General features: G+C 69.8%; 8 protein-coding genes. 4 read left to right on the top strand and 4 right to left on the bottom strand.

Annotation, left to right across the window (positions count from 1 at the left end; all coding sequences use genetic code 11):
- Positions 1-7: 7 nt before the first annotated feature.
- Positions 8-808: a hypothetical protein gene (locus tag NRB56_RS02585; protein WP_153338808.1), complete on the top strand. Its 801-nt coding sequence runs from the start codon at positions 8-10 to the stop codon at positions 806-808.
- Here the strand turns inward: NRB56_RS02585 and eccA are convergent.
- Complete coding sequence (eccA, locus tag NRB56_RS02580) at positions 792-2609, bottom strand: type VII secretion AAA-ATPase EccA (RefSeq protein ID WP_153338807.1); 1818 nt, start codon at positions 2607-2609, stop codon at positions 792-794. The genes NRB56_RS02585 and eccA overlap by 17 nt on opposite strands.
- A gap of 207 nt (positions 2610-2816) precedes the next feature.
- On the opposite strand from eccA, the gene eccD reads away from it, so the two are divergent.
- From eccD to eccCa, 3 genes are read left to right on the top strand one after another with little or no spacing between them, the layout of a single operon-like run.
- The gene (eccD, locus tag NRB56_RS02575) at positions 2817-4295 is read left to right on the top strand and encodes a type VII secretion integral membrane protein EccD (protein ID WP_153338806.1); all 1479 of its coding nucleotides are present in this window, start codon (positions 2817-2819) and stop codon (positions 4293-4295) included.
- Entirely contained in the window at positions 4288-5709 is a 1422-nt protein-coding gene (gene mycP, locus NRB56_RS02570) for a type VII secretion-associated serine protease mycosin (RefSeq protein WP_227837070.1), read from the top strand. The genes eccD and mycP overlap by 8 nt, the downstream gene beginning before the upstream one ends.
- 34 nt (positions 5710-5743) lie before the next feature.
- Positions 5744-9790: a type VII secretion protein EccCa gene (gene eccCa / locus NRB56_RS02565; RefSeq protein WP_153338805.1), complete on the top strand. Its 4047-nt coding sequence runs from the start codon at positions 5744-5746 to the stop codon at positions 9788-9790.
- Between the two features lie 128 nt (positions 9791-9918).
- On the opposite strand, the gene NRB56_RS02560 is transcribed toward eccCa, so the two are convergent.
- From NRB56_RS02560 to NRB56_RS02550, 3 genes are all read right to left on the bottom strand, one after another.
- The gene (locus NRB56_RS02560; protein WP_153338804.1) at positions 9919-10314 is read right to left on the bottom strand and encodes a hypothetical protein; all 396 of its coding nucleotides are present in this window, start codon (positions 10312-10314) and stop codon (positions 9919-9921) included.
- Positions 10315-10728: 414 nt separating this feature from the next.
- On the bottom strand, positions 10729-14574 hold the full coding sequence (locus NRB56_RS02555) for a WXG100-like domain-containing protein (RefSeq protein WP_153338803.1): 3846 nt from the start codon (positions 14572-14574) through the stop codon (positions 10729-10731).
- Positions 14575-14613: 39 nt separating this feature from the next.
- Positions 14614-15771: a type VII secretion system-associated protein gene (locus NRB56_RS02550; RefSeq protein ID WP_194290696.1), complete on the bottom strand. Its 1158-nt coding sequence runs from the start codon at positions 15769-15771 to the stop codon at positions 14614-14616.
- Positions 15772-15828: the final 57 nt, after the last annotated feature.

Raw genomic sequence — 15828 nt, 5'->3', positions numbered from 1 at the left:
AGAATCCATGACCGACAACGCCGGCACGCACGATCTGGTGATCGCTCGTTACAACGAGCCGCTGGACTGGGTACTGCGGGTGCCCGAGAACTTCCGCCTGCACATCTACAACAAGGGCGGCCCGGACCTGCCGATGGAGATCCTGGAGCGCGCGACCACGTACCTCCCGCTGCGCAACGCCGGCCGGGAATCCGACACCTACCTCACCCACATGCTCGAATACGGGCCGGGCGCAGGCGAATACACCGTCTTCGCGCAGGGCGACCCGTTCGAGCACAGCCCGGATTTCCTGGCCCTGCTGGACCGGGCCGACACCTGGTCCGATGTGCAGGGGCTGAGCTGGGCCTGGAAGGAACACATCGGGCATCCGCCGAGCACCCTGCTGACCCCGGAGCGGTCCCAGGTACCGGGTCTGCGGGTGCGCGAGGAGCTGTACTCGCTGTGCACCTGGACCACGCTGGAATGGGTCGATCCCGGCTCGGAGCGGATCGGCCGGACCTACCGCCTGCTGCACCGCCTGCCCGAGGGCGTCAACATGATGGCGCACTTCCTGAGCATGTGCGAACTGCCCGACCTCGCCGACGAGTGCGCCAAGCACCTGATCGGAAGACATTGCTACGGCGCCATTTTCGCGGTCCGCAACCCACTGATCGCCAAGCTGCCGCAGCGGGCGCTGGTCCGGATGCGCCAGGCCGCGATCGGCGCCGACGCCCACGGCTACTTCTGTGAGCGCCTGTGGCTGCACGTCTTCGGCGAGCCGTTCCTGTTCCCCGCTCCGGTCGGAGGCCCGGTCATCCCAGAGTACTGAGCAGGTTCTCCAGCGATTTGGCCATGTCGGCGGCTTCGATCCGCATCAGGACATCATCGTCGAGGTTCCGCAGATCGAGGCTGTCGTCGCTGGCGAGGCGGTATTCCCGCTCCTCCTCGGCGTTCTCGATCACGTTGCGGATGAAGCGGCCGTTGCCCGCGATGTCGATACCGCGCCGCGGCAGGCCGCTCTGGTCCACCCGCTCGGCGTCGAACAGTTCCTGGCAGGCGTGGCGGAGCAGATCGATCGCGTCCTCGGAGACGGTGGAATCGCGGTTCTTCGCGATCAGCCGGCCGATGTCGCACAGTTCGTCCGGGGTGTAGGAGTCGAACTTCACCCGCTTGGCGAAGCGGGACGCCAGACCGTCGTTGGCGGCCAGGAAGCGGTCGATCTCGCCGTCGTAGCCGGCGATGATGACGATCAGCCGGTCGCGGTCGTTCTCCATCCGGGCCAGCAGGGTGTCGACGGCCTCGCGGCCGAACGCGTCGCCGCCGGAAAGTCCTTGCTGGATAAGGGTATACGCCTCGTCCACGAACAGCACGCCGTCCATGGCCGAGTCGATGAGGGCATTGGACTTGATCGCGGTGGAACCGAGGTGCTGGCCGACGAAATCGGAGCGCTTGGTCTCGATCACCTTGTCGGTCTTGAGAAGTCCGAGTCCGCAGTAGATCTTCGCGACCACGCGGGCGATCGTGGTCTTACCGGTGCCGGGCGGGCCGGTGAAGGCCAGGTGCTGACCGCGCGGCATGCTGGACAGCCCCTTCTCGGCGCGGATCTTCGCCAGCGTCGCGGACGACTGCAACTTGGCGACCTGCACCTTGACCGCGCCCAGACCGATCTGCTGATCCAGTTCGGCGCGGGCGGCCGCCAGGATCGCCTCCGCCTTGTCCTGATGCTCCTGCTCGGCGACCTCCTCCAGCGAGGGCGCCGAGGCCGGATCCCAACGGTCGGTGCGGGATTCGATGTTCTCCCGGGTGGTCACGACGATCCGGAACTTGGGATCGCGCATGGCCTGCGCGTTCGACTCGAAATTGGGGACCTGCGTGTAGACCTTCTCGAACATGGCCCGCGCCTCGTCCTCGTTGCCCAGTTCGCGCAGGCACAGGCCGCGGCAGTACATGGCGGCGGTGCGGGCGGCCGGGATCGGTCCGTTCTGGGCCAGGTCCAGCCGCCGGATCGCCTCACCGAACAGCCCGAGGTGCGCGCACGCGGTGCCGACCATGATGTGCGCGCCGGACGCCAGATAGGTGTCGGGCCATTCCGCCGAACCGGCCAGCACCGACATCACGTCCGGCCAGCGCTGGGTGTTGAAGTGCAGCACCGCGCGGGTGTAGGCGCACACCCGGTCGTCGATGGCGCGGTCGGGATCGTCGGTCATGGCGCGGCGGCGCTCGGCCAGCTCGTCGAGCACCTTCTCGGCCTCGTCGTACTCCTGATCGTTGATCAGCTGCATGGCCCAGGCGAGCCAGATCTCGGCCAGGCTGGCGATCGGATATTCGATGTACTGACCGATCTGGAAGCGGCCCACCAGCTGTCGTGGCGCCAGCCCGATGCGGCGCTGCTCGCGCAGCAGCGCGGTGGCCGAGGTGCGGTACAGCTGGGCCAGGACCTCACGAGTGACATCGCCCGCGGCCGCCCGGCCGAGCCACGCGTCGCACATCGTGGGGTCGACTTCGGTCGCCCGCCGGAACGCTATCTTGGCGTACTCCAGATCCTTCGCGGCCTGCTGGCCGTCGACCATCAGACCCAGGGACAGCACGCCCGCATCGAATACCTGTTGCGCTTGCCGAATGGCGGACATACTCGAAACTCTCCCTGAAGGTGAACCGAAATCTCCGGCCGGCACCCACAGTTCACCTATGGTTAAGGTGAAAAGTGAACCCGGCACATGAATTTTGCCACGCCGGAGGCGAATGTGCCCAGCACGGTTGGATTCCGGTGCACGCGGGCCGGGTTCCGTCCGGCACGGCGCCGGGGCATCTGATAGCTTGCAGAACGCACGACCGGCATGACATCGGGAGTACGTCCAGTGATCGAGTCAACGGCTATCGAGCCACAGCTGTGCCGGGTTTCGATTATCGGCGGCAACACACAGGTCGACATGGCATTGCCGGCCGCGATACCGATCGCCAATTTCATCCCGGATGTCGTGGAGATCATCGCATCCCGAAATCCGGATCTGTCCGAACACGACGAGAGCGGCGGCCCGCTGCAGGCACAGCACTGGACATTGTCCCGGCTGGGCCACGAACCGATCGAACCGCACCGATCACTGACCGAGGCAGAGGTTTTCGACGGCGAACTGCTGGTGCTGCGCACGATCGACACGGTCGAGGCGCCCGCGTTGTTCGACGACGTGATCGACGCGGTCGCGCGACTCACCGAAAGTTCCTTCCACGGTTGGAGTTCCGACGCCGCCGGGCGCACCGGACTGGGCGCCGCGATCGCGGGCAGCCTCGGCGTGGCCCTGCTGCTGGTCGTGGCGACCGTGCACGGCTGGGGTATCGCGGCCGGCGCCACGGGTCTCGGCGCCGGCCTGCTGACCCTGGTGGCCGCCACGCTCGCCGCGCGCATGTACGCCGACACCCGCACGGCCACCGCGCTTTCGCTGTGCGGTCTCATCCTCACCGGAACCGGGGCCGCGCTGATGGTCCCCGGCGATCTCGGCACCCCGCACGTCCTGCTCGGCTGCGCCGCTACCCTGCTGCTGACGGTGCCGGTGCTGCGCCTGGTGAACACCGGGACGGCGATGTTCGCGACGCTGATCACGGCGGCCGTGTTCGGCACCGCCGGGTCCGGGGTCATGGCCGTCTGGCACGTCGACGCCCCGAAAGTCGGTGCGGTGGCGGTGATCTGCGGCCTGCTGGGCATCACGCTCGCGCCGCGGGTGGCCGTCGCGACGGCCCGGCTGCCGGTGCCCCCGGTGCCGACCGCCGGTGGCGCCATCGACCCGCGCGACCACGAACAGCGGCCCACCATCGAGGGCATCGGCGCGATCGGCGCGACGGCGATCCCGTCCGCGGCGGGGCTGGGCCTGCGCTCCAAACTGGCCAACGAATACCAGTCCGGCATGGTGATCGGCATCGTGCTGGCCGTCGTGACCGGTGCGCTTCTCACGGCGGCCACGCCCGAACATCGCTGGCAGGGAGCGGCTCTGGCGGTCGCCACCGGCCTGGTGCTGGCCCGGCGGGCCCGCGCGTTCGCGGACATGGCCCAGGCCGGGGCGCTGGTGGTGGGTGGGTGCGCGATCCTGGTCGCCCTGCCGATCCTGCTCGGGCTGCGGCAGCACGGGCTGGCGCTGCCCGCCGCCGGTGCGCTGCTGGTGTTCTCGGCCGGCGCGGTGCTGCTCGGGGTGGTCGGCCCGCGGGTCGAGGTCTCACCGGTGGTGCAGCGGTTCGGCGAGATCCTCGAATACTTCTTCATCTGCGTGATCGGACCGCTGGCCTTCTGGGTGCTCGACATCTACGGCATGGCCCGCAATGCGTAGTCGCGCACCACGTTTCCAGCGCGCCGGCGCAGCCGTGCGCGGTGGGTGCGCCCTGGGCGTGGTCGCGCTGCTGATCTGCGGGCCGATGCCCGGCGCGCAGGCGGTGGGGCCGCCCGGGGTCGACCCGAACGCGCTGGTGCTCGGCGCGCCGGTGCGGCCGCCGGAACCCAGCCAGCAGCACCTGGTCTGCTCGCATCCGGTCTGGACCGGCAACGCCCCGGTCACCGAGCCACCCGTGCAGAAGGCGCTGGGCCTGCAACAGGCGTGGCAATTCAGCCGGGGCGCAGGGCAATTGGTGGCCGTCATCGATACCGGCGTGAACAACCATCCCCGGCTGTCGCTCGTCCCCGGCGGCGACTACGTGTCGGACTCGGACGGCACCACCGACTGCGACGGCCACGGCACCCTGGTGGCCGGCCTGATCGCGGGACATCCCGCGCCCGAGGACCGATTCTCCGGCGTCGCCCCCGACGCGGCCGTCCTGAGCATCCGCCAGACCAGCCTCGCCTACGAGGTCAAGGGCACCTCCAGCGCCGACAAGCAGGGCCGGATGTCGGCCGGCGGCTACGGTACGGTGACCACCCTCGCCTTCGCGATCGTGCACGCGGTCGACATGCGCGCCACCGTCATCAACATCTCCGAGGTGTCCTGCACCTCCGCGGGCGACAACCCCGCCGACGGCGCCCTCGGCGCCGCCCTGAAGTACGCCTACGACCACGACGTGGTGGTGGTCGCCGCGGCCGGCAACCTGGAGAGCCAGGGCGCGTGCAAGGCGCAGAACGGCACCGCCGGCTGGGATACGGTCAAGACCATCGCGACCCCGGCCTGGTTCGCGCCGTACGTGCTGTCGGTCGGCTCGGTCGAACTCGACGGGGCGCCTTCGCCGTACACCCTGTACGGGCCGTGGGTCTCGGTGGCCGCGCCGGGCAGCAACCTGATGTCGCTGGACAGCTCCCCCGGCGGCACCGGCCTGGTCAACGGCACCCCGCAGACCGACGGGCCGGTGGCGCCGGTCGACGGCACCAGCTTCTCCAGCGCGTTCGTCGCCGGGGTGGCCGCTCTGGTGCGTTCCCGATTTCCCGCGCTGACCGCGCCGCAGGTCATGGACCGGATTGTGCGCACCGCACACGGGCCGGGACCCGGCCGCGACGACCGCATCGGCGCCGGGCTGATCGATCCGGTGGCCGCACTGTCCGCGGTCCTGCCCGCGCCCGGCGACGTCCGCGCGGCCGGGGCGGGCCGGGCCATTCCGGCGCCGCTGCCACCGCCGCGGGTGGATCCGTGGCCGCTGCGGATCGGCGTCGGCGGCGCGCTGATCTGTCTGGCGCTGCTGGCCGTCGTGATGGCGGTGTCCATCCCGTTCCGCCGCGAACACCGCCGCCCGCTCGTCCTGCCCGGCGACGACGACCTGTGACCCGCGCCGACCGCACCCCGACCGAGGAATAGCCATGAGTACCCTGGGTTTCGTCCGGCTGGCCCGGATCGCGCCACCCCGCTCGCCCGGTGGCGAGGTGATCCTCAACGCGCCGCCGGAGATCACCGCGCCGATCCCGAATCCGTTGTGGCAGCGGCTGATGCCGCTGGTGATGATCGTCGGCACGGTCGGCATGATGGGCCTGATGTTCACCATGGGCGGCCGGACCATGCTGAGCAATCCGCTGACCATGATGTTCCCGATGATGATGCTGATGTCTATGGTCGGCATGTTCGCGGGCCGCAGCGGCGGCAACGGCAAACGGCCGGCGGAGCTCAACGAGGAACGCAAGGACTACTTCCGCTACCTGGACCAGGTGCGCAAGGATGTCCGGCACACCGGTCAGGCCCAGCGACTGGCCCTGGCGTGGAGTCATCCGCACCCGGTCGACCTGCAGGCCCTCATCGGCACCCGGCGGATGTGGGAGCGCCGGCCGGGCGACCCCGATTTCGGGCATGTGCGAATCGGGATCGGCAGTCATCGGCTGGCCACCAAGCTGGCGCGGCCGGAGACCGGTCCGCTGGAGGATCTGGAGCCGGTGTCGACGGTGGCACTGCGCCGGTTCGTCCGGACGCATTCCGTCGTGCACGGCCTGCCCACCGCGATCTCGTTGCGCGCCTTCCCCGCCATCAACATCGAGGGCCCGCGGGTGCACAGCCGCGCGCTGATCCGCTCGATGATGTTGGAACTGGCCATCTTCCACGGCCCGGACAACATGGTGTTCGCGATCGTCACCGCCGAACCCGACTCCGAGGACTGGGCGTGGACAAAATGGCTTCCGCACCTGCAACATCCGCGGGACAAGGACGGCATCGGCAGCAGCCGGATGGTCTACGAGTCGCTGTCGGAACTGGAGACCGCGCTCACCGAGGATCTGCAGGAGCGCGGCCGGTTCCTGCGCAACGCGCCGCCGACCCCCGGACGGCTGCACCTGGTGGTGGTCATCGACGACGGCTACGTCAACGGCGCCGAGCGCACCGTCAGCGACGCCGGGCTGGATTCGGTGACCGTCCTCGACCTGACCGCGCCGCAGACCGGCCTCGCGGTGCGCCGCGGCCTGCAACTGGTGGTGGAGGAGAGCATCATCGGCGCGCGCACCGGCGGCACGGTGGAGAAGTTCGCCGGGCCCGACCGGGTCAGCCCGGCCGAGGCGGCGACCTTCGCGCGCGGCATGTCCCGCTACCGGATCGCCTCCGCCGCGCAGATCGTGAACCTCGGTGACGAGACCGTCGCCAATCCGGGCCTGATGTCGTTGCTGCGGATCCCGGACGCGACGGCCATCGATCCGGATGTGGTGTGGCGGCCGCGCTCGACCCGGGAACGGTTGCGGGTGCCGATCGGCATCACCCCCGACGGCACCCCGGTCGAGATCGACATCAAGGAATCCGCCGAGAACGGCATGGGCCCGCACGGATTGTGTATCGGCGCAACCGGTTCCGGTAAATCGGAGTTCCTGCGCACGCTGGTGCTGTCGATGGTCACCACACACTCCCCCGACCTGCTCAACCTGGTGCTGGTCGACTTCAAGGGTGGCGCGACCTTCCTCGGCCTGGACCCGCTGCCGCACGTCGCCGCGGTCATCACCAACCTCGAGGAAGAACTCTCGATGGTGGACCGCATGCGCGACGCCCTGGCCGGCGAGATGAACCGCCGCCAGGAATTGCTGCGCGCCGCGGGCAATTTCGCGAACGTCACCGAATACGAGAAGGCCCGTGCCAACGGCGCCCAGCTCGATCCGCTGCCGGCGCTGTTCGTCATCGTCGACGAATTCTCCGAACTGCTCTCGCAGAAACCGGATTTCGCGGACCTGTTCGTGATGATCGGCCGCCTCGGCCGCTCGCTGCGGGTGCACCTGCTGCTCGCCTCGCAGCGACTGGAGGAGAACCGGCTGCGCGGCCTGGACTCCCACCTGTCCTACCGGATCGGCCTGCGGACTTTCTCCGCCAGCGAATCCCGGCAGGTACTCGGCATCACCGACGCCTACCACCTGCCCAGCCAGCCCGGCGCCGGCTACCTGAAAAGCGATGCGGCGGAACCGTTGCGGTTCAACGCCAGTTACGTCTCCGGCCCGTACACGCCGCCGGTCACCAGCACCTCCGGCGGCGGCGGCGCGGTGACGGCCGCGTCCGGCACGGTCGAGGTGTTCACCGCCGCGACCGTCGCCGCCACGGTTCCCGAGAAGCCGGCCGAACCGGTCGAGGTGGCGCTGCCGGATCTGAACGCGCTGCTCGCGGATCCGCCGCCGGTCGCCGGCGGCGTGGAACGCACGCTGCTGCAGGTGGTCGTCGAGCGGCTCACCGGGCACGGGCGGCCCGCGCACGAGGTGTGGCTGCCGCCGCTGGACGTCTCGCCGACCGTGGATATGCTGCTGCCGGAACCGGATTGGCGCGCACCGGGCAACCGGCACGGCAAGCTGTGGATGCCGATCGGCATCATCGACAAGCCCTACGAGCAGAAGCGCGACGTGCTCACCATCGACCTGTCCGGCGCGCAGGGGCACGTCGCGGTGGTCGGCGGCCCGCAGTCGGGCAAGTCCACCACGCTGCGCACCATCATCATGGCCGCCGCGGCCACCCACACCCCCGAGCAGGCCCAGTTCTACTGCCTCGACTTCGGCGGCGGCACCCTGGCCTCGATGGGCGATCTGCCGCATGTGGGTTCGGCGGCCAGCCGGCTCGAGATCGACCGGGTGCGCCGCACCATCGCCGAACTGTCCGCGCTGCTGCGCCAGCGCGAGGCCCGGTTCCTGCGGCTGGGCATCGAGAACATGCGCGACTTCCGCCGGCTCAAGGCCGACCTCGCCACGAAGCCGGCGGCCGAGCGGGCCGCGGATCCGTTGTCGGAGGACCTGTTCGGCGACGTGTTCCTGGTGATCGACGGCTGGATGGGCTTCCGCGAGGACTACGAGGCGCTGGAGGGCGCGGTCCAGCAGTTGGTCGCCCGTGGCCTGTCCTACGGCATCCACGTGATGTTCGGCGCCAACCGCTGGGGTGAGATCCGCGCCGCCATCAAGGATCAGGTGGGTACCCGCATCGAGTTGCGGCTCGGTGATCCGTCCGATTCCGAGATGGACCGCCGCACCGCCGTCAACGTGCCGATGAACCGGCCCGGCCGCGGTATCACCCGCGAGAAACTGCACATGCTGCTGGGATTGCCGCGACTGGACTCGTCGGTCGACCCGTCCACCCTGTCCGAGGGAGTCGCCGCCGCCAAGGCCGGGATGGCCGCGATGTACGGCGACCGGAAGGCCCCCCCGGTGCGCATGCTGCCGCTGGAGCTGCCCCGCGAGCGGGTGCTCGCGACGGCGCGCGAACAGAACACGGTCCTCGACCACCGGCGCGTGCTGATCGGCCTCGGCGAATCCGAATTGCAGCCCATGGTCCTGGATTTCGAGGAACAACCGCACCTGATGGTCTTCGCCGACGTCGGCTCCGGCAAGACCACGCTGCTGCGCAACATCGCGATGGGCATCGTGGAGAACTCCGATGCCAGTCAGGCCCGCATCATCCTCATCGACTACCGGCGCACCATGCTCGGCGCGATCGAGGGCAAACATCTGGCCGGGTACTCGACCTCGTCGCAGACCTCGATCGGCACCATCAAGGAGGTGGCCGGATTCGTCGGGCAGCGCATCCCCGGCGCCGACATCACCCCCGCGCAGCTGCGCGAACGCAGTTGGTGGACCGGGCCCGAGGTGTACGTCATCGTCGACGACTACGACATGGTGTCGTCCAACAACCCGCTGGTACCGCTGATCGAACTGCTGCCGCAGGCCCGCGACATCGGCCTGCACCTCATCATCGCCCGCCGCGCCGGTGGCGCGAGCCGCGCGCTCTACGACAACGTGCTCGGGCCGATGAAGGACATGTCGGTCGACGGCATCCTGATGAGCACGCCCAAGGACGAGGGCGTCCTGCTCGGCGACGTACGCCCCGCGATCTACCCACCCGGCCGCGGCATGCTGGTGTCCCGCAGCCGGGGCCGGGAACTGATCCAGATCAGCCACCTACCGCCACTGTGAACCGTTGCCGGCCGGTCGATTCCGACGCCGACCGGTCGCCCGGTCCCACGTCCCGGCCCATTGCCCTACGCTCGGATCACCGCGGGCTCGAGTACGCGAAGCAGGTCATCCGAGAACGCGAAACAGGTTCATTCGCCGCTGAATGCACTGGTGGAGACATCCTCGGTGTCACTGCTGCCCTCGGCCGCCTGGTGCATCCCCTTGGCGAATTCGGCCAGGGTAGCGGCCATGTCGTAGCCGCCCTGGAGCAGATTCACGCTGGCCTTGGTGTAACCCTGGTCGCCGTTGGCGAACTTCTTGGCGTAGGAATCATGGCCCCACGGCGGATTCGAACTCGCGTTGGCCGACACGGTCCCGGTCCGGACACCGTCAGCGGTGGTCTCGGTGACGCTGATCGGGTCACCGAGCCTGGTGAGCGTCTCGTAGAGGGTGGTGACGGCCGCGTGCACGGCGGTCGCCGCAGCCTCCATCTCCGTTGCGGCCGTGCGCAGTTCCTCCGGCTGAATGATGATTTCCTGCGCCATGGTCCCCTCTTCACTCGGCTACCGGGTCACGGTCGCACGCGCGTCGAACCCGGTCCGAAGGCACCGGTGGCGCAGGACGAAACAGCGTCTTAACATTCGGTGGGACAGCGCTTCTCGGTCCGCGAGGCATCTCCGCGCGGCCGGTGGGGATCCGATCGTCGCTTCGAACCGGCGGTCCGAGAGCCACTTCCCACCCGGCAGTCCGGGGAACCCCCTCCCAACCAGCCGAAAACCGCCTCACACCCGACGATCCAGGAACCGCCTCCCAATGAGCGGACCGAAAACCGCCTCCCAGCCGACGGGTCCGATAGCCGGGTTCTCAATCGGCGGGTCCGATCACCTGGGCTTCCGGGCGCCGGTTCGCGGCTGACAGCCGGGCCGTCTGTCACCGGTCACCGGTTCACGACCGACGGGTCAGAGCATCAGATTCCCAGGGTCGAACAGGATATCGGGATTGTCGCCGTCTGCGGGTGTACCGGCCCGGTTGCCCGAACGGCCGCCGTCATCGAAACCCGATGTACTGCTGGAACTTTCAGACTCGCCGCTATCGCGGCCAGGAATAACGGGCCCGGTTCGACCGCCGGGGCCGGATCCGAGGTTGCCCGAGCCCTGATTGTGCTCGCCACCACAATCTCCCGGGCCGCCGGCATCTCGACCCTCGTTGCCGCTACCCGAGCCGGCAGGTGGATTCGGGTCGGAACCACCATCGTGTGTCGAGCCGTGACCTTCGCCGGATCCCCCGCCGGCACCGCCGTGGTATCCACGGGTGTCGCTCGGGACATCGCCGGCGGTGCTGCCGCTGCCGTCACCTCGGCTGTTGCCACTGCCGTGGTGACGGCTGCGGTCGTCGTCGAGTTGGTGATGGCCGCCGTCGCCGTGGTGATGGCCACCGCCGTGGAGATGGCTGCTGTCGGCGTGGTGATGGCCGTCGTCGTGGTGGCTGCTGTCGGCGTGGTGATGGCCGCGATGGTGACGGTGACCGTCGTCGCCGTGTCTGCCGTCGTCCAGGCTGCCGTCGTCATCGTCGGGATGATCGGGATCCCTGGAGTCCTCTCCGCCGTTCGAACCGCTACCGCCCGGATCGCCACAATCGTCCGGACCGCTACCGCCCTGATCATCACAATCGTCGGGACCGCCGCTGTCCTGGTCATCACAATCGTTGGGACCGCCACTGTCCTGGTCATCACAATCGTCCGGACCGCTACCGCCCTGGTCGTCACAATCGTCCGGCTGATCGCTGTCGCCCTGCCCGTCGCTTCCGCTTCCGGAATCCGAGCCGGATCCCGAACCGACGCCTGAGCCCGACCCGTGACCATGACCGTGTCCGTCGCCTGAAGCAGGGCCGGTGCCCGGGCTCTGGTCGCCGGCACCCGAACCGCCCGGGCCTCCAACAGGATTAGAGCCACCGCCCGGACCGCCCCCAGGGCCGGCGCGGCCGGGACCACCACCGGGGCCACCGGGGCCACCGCCACCACCCGGGCCACCGGGGCCACCGGGGCCACCCGGGCCACCGGGGCCACCGCCACCAGGGCCACCACCGCCGGGCCCCGAGCCACCACCACCAGGGCCACCGCCGGGGCCACCGCCACCCGGACCGGGACCTCCACCGGCGCCCGGACCCGCGCGGCCCGGGCCTTCGACGCCGCCGGATCCCGGTCCGGCTCGGCCGGGCCCTTCGCCACCCGAACCGGTATGAGAGCCGTGGCCGAAACCGCCTGAGCCCGAACCGGTATGAGAGCCGTGGCCGAATCCGCCTGAGCCCGAACCGGTATGGGAGCTGTGACCGAAACCGCCCGAGCCGGAACCGGAGTCGTGGCCGAGGCCCGAACCGTGCCCGGTGCCGGAACCCGAACCGGAACCCGCATCCGAACCCGCGCCGGAACTGCTGCCCGCACCGGAACCCGAATCGGAACCGTAGCCCGAGCCGAGGCCGGAACCCGAACCGGCACCGGAACCCGAACCGGAATCGTGGCCCGAGCCCGAACCGGCACCGGAACCCGAACCGGAATCGTGGCCCGAGCCCGAACCGGCACCGGAACCCGAACCGGAATCGTGGCCCGAGCCGGAGCCGGCGCCCGAACCGGTGCTCGCGCCGGAACCTGAACCACCACCGCTGCCGGATCCGGAATCCGGGCCGCCGCCCGTGCCGGTGCCCGAACCGGAATCGGAGGTCCCGCCCGAACCCGTTCCGGTGCCCGAGTCCACTGTCCCCCAGGCGGATTCGGGTGGCGCTTCGGGCGCGTGGTACTCCTCGATCATCGGGAAGACGTACTTCTCCAGCTTCGGGCGGGTCTTGCTGCGGACCTCGGTGCCCTTGGTCATGTAGCGGTCCGCGTCGGGGCCGCCCGCGCCGTAACGCTTGCCGAGGCGTTCGCTGCCCATGAGCCCGCGCTTCCACCAGGTGTCCTCGTCGGCGCCGGGCGCGGAGACCTTGGTGCGCTCGGCATCCGCTCTGGTGTTGACCGTGTCGCGATTGATCCGGACGATCCGCGCCCGGTCGGCGGCTCGCTGCGCGGCGTCGGCCTGCCGCTGCACGCCGTCGGCGCGAACCTGTTCGTGATCCGCCTGCCTTTGCAGGTTGGTGACGTTGCGCTGGGCGTTGGTGAGATTCTGCATCTCCCGGGCCTGCACATTCTGCGCGGCCTGATAACGCCGTTGCAGGTCGGCGACCCGGTTGGGGTCGGGGGCCGGTCGCGCCCGTTCGGTCTGCAACTGATTCTGGAGTTGCTGCGCCTGCCGCTGGCTGCGAACCAGATCCGCGCGGGCGCGGGTCACGCCGGCCTGGGCGCCGGTCGCACGGGCCTGTTGGCCGTCGGCCCGCTGCTGCGCTGTGTCGGCCCGGACCTGTGCCGCGTCGGCGGTGCGCTGCGTCGCGATCGCCTCGTTCTCGAAATCTCTTGCGCGCCCGCCCATTCGCATCCCCCAGGCGGGCTGCCGGTTCGCGGTGGCCAGGCCCGCCGGATCGCCGAGGGCCTGAGCGCGAGGCGGATTCGCGACGGCGGGGTCCGGCTGGGCCCGGAGCAGCGGTTGTACGGCGCGCACCTGCGCCTCGTGGTTTCGCAGTGCGGCGGCGTCCTGGCGGTCGAACGCGGCCGTCTGCCGGCGCTGCTCGGGGGTGGGCGCGCCGTTGACCGCCGGCCGGGCCACGGGATTGGGGCGCACGAGCCCGGCGTTGTTCGTCACGCCGACGGCGCCCTCCACCTCGGTCGCCCGGGTGTAGATGTTGCCCTCGGCGTCGACCTGGAAGTGCCGCCGGAAGCCGTGCTCCGCAGAGGTTCTCGGCACCCGGGCGAGACTGACGCCGCCGCGGACGATGCCGGGGCCGATGGCGCGGAAGGCGCCGCCGATCGCGCCCACCCGCAGACTTTCCGGGCTGAACGCGCCCTGCCAGTCGCCGCTGTTCAGCGCCGACCCGATCGCGCCGCCGATCACGCTCACCTCACCGGCGAACGCACCGACCATCACGCCCCGGAACGCGCCGCTGACCCGCCCGAAGTTGTTGGTGAAGCGGCCGATCGAGGCATCGAACCCGATCGCGCCCCAGTGTCCCGCGGCGCGGCCCATCATGCCGCCGAGGTAGGAGGCGCCGAACGACACCAGCACCTCGTTGCCGTCCATGTGCCGGCGGGTGCCGTTGGCCATCTGCGCGCCCTGCACGATGACGTCCACGAGCACCGCCTGGATGCCGGACACCGCGCCCTTGACCGCGTAGGTGGCGAGGTTCTTCACGACCAGCTTGGTCCACGGCTGATTCGCGCTGCGGCCCAGCAACTTCAGGACCAGTTGCGCGATCTTGTCGATCGTCACGTCCTCGAGCCAGCGCAGGCCGGATCGGGTGCCCGCCACGGCCGCGGCCTCCACCGCCGGTGCGGTCGGCGGGAACATCCAGGCCCAGGCGATCTCGATGGCGAGCAGGATGTACGACGCGATGATCATCCATTTCGCCTCCTGGATGTTCGTGCCGAAATCGAAAGCGGCATTGCCGATCTCGTCGAAGGCCTTGGCGAGCGTGGCCAGCGAGGTGTCGCCCTGGAGCAGTTCGGCGAACATCTGCGCGATGGTGTCCGCGCCCTCACCGGCCGGATAGGCCGAGGTCGCGGCGGATTTCGCGGCGGCGATCGGATCGACTTGTGCCTGAAGCTGTTTCGCGGCTTCGTTCCAGGCACGGCCGATGTCGAACATCAGATCCTCGTTGCCGTCCGGCGGATCGATGCCGACGAGCCAGCCGACCCATTTCAGGCTGTCGGGGAACTCGATCATCTCGGGTCCACGGTCGACGCTGCCCGTTACCGGGTGCTGTTACTGCCCGGCGCCGAGGGCCACCGGTTCCAGCCCGGTATATCTGGCCAGGTAGGTGATGACATCGGCGGATCCCATGCCGTCCGGCAGATCCGGCAGCAGCAAGGTGAAACGGGACTGCTCCGCTCCGCCGTCACCGGCCAGCCCGACCACCTGCCCGGAACGCAACCGCAGCACCATGAACGGGACGTCACCGGTGGCGGTGAACCGCGCGTGCACCGCGGTCTCCAGTTCGTCGCGCGGGACGTCGAGTTGCGCGATGGGCACGCTCGCCCCCGGCGACGGCCAGTCCCGGCCGTCGACCATGACCAGCGCGGGTGTCGGCCACGGCTGCCGCCGTTCCAGCTCGGTGGTCAGCCGGCTCAGGAAATCCAGTACCTCCGGCTCGTCGTGGTCACCGACCCGGGCCAGTGCCTCGCCGGGCACCGCGCCCGCCGTCACCACCTCCCGCAGCGCCGGATAGAACTCCTCGACCGTCGCCGGGTAACTCACCCGGTCGATCAGATCGTCGGCGGCGTGCCCCATCATCTCGTCGGACAATTCGCCGACGTAGGAGATCGACTCGCACAGCATGCCGATCGGATCCTCCGGCGGCGCAGCGAAATCCGGCTCCGGCTCCGGTATCGGCATCCCCTCGAACGCCTCCTTCACGGCCGAGGCGATCAGCCGCATCGAGGCCGGGGCGCCGGGATTGAGCAGCACGTCGATGCCCTCGTCGGGCAGTGCGGCGGCGAGTTCCACCGCGTGCACCTCGGCCCACCGCTGCACTTCGATGCGATCGCGGTGCGCGGGCGCCGTGGTGACCAGCACACAGGGCACTCCGTCCGGCGAGGCGTCGACCACCGGATTGTCGTCCTCGTCGACCGCGACGCCGACCACGGCCTCCCGCAGTGTCGACATCAGCTCGTCGGATCCGGCCTTGCCCTGGGTGACCAGTTGCAGGGTCGCGTCGACCGGATCGGTGGGCGAGGTCTCGGTGGACGGCTCGTAGTCCGGATTGGCATGGAACCGGCCGACCTCCCCGGCGGCGTCCACGAACCAGCCACCGACCACGGCCTCGGCCGGGGGGCGGTCACCCTCCTCGGCGGGCTGCCAGGCCGGATCGATCAGGAACACCCACTCCGGGTCGGTCCGCGGATCTGTCTGTTCGTCGGTCATTACCGTGCCTTTTCTCGTCGTCGGGTGCATTCAACCACGGTCGCGGCCCTGCATCCG

This window comes from Nocardia aurantia, assembly GCF_009604425.1.
In the GTDB taxonomy this organism is placed as follows: Bacteria; Actinomycetota; Actinomycetes; order Mycobacteriales; family Mycobacteriaceae; genus Nocardia; species Nocardia aurantia.
This window is presented reverse-complemented; position numbering and strand designations above follow the sequence as displayed.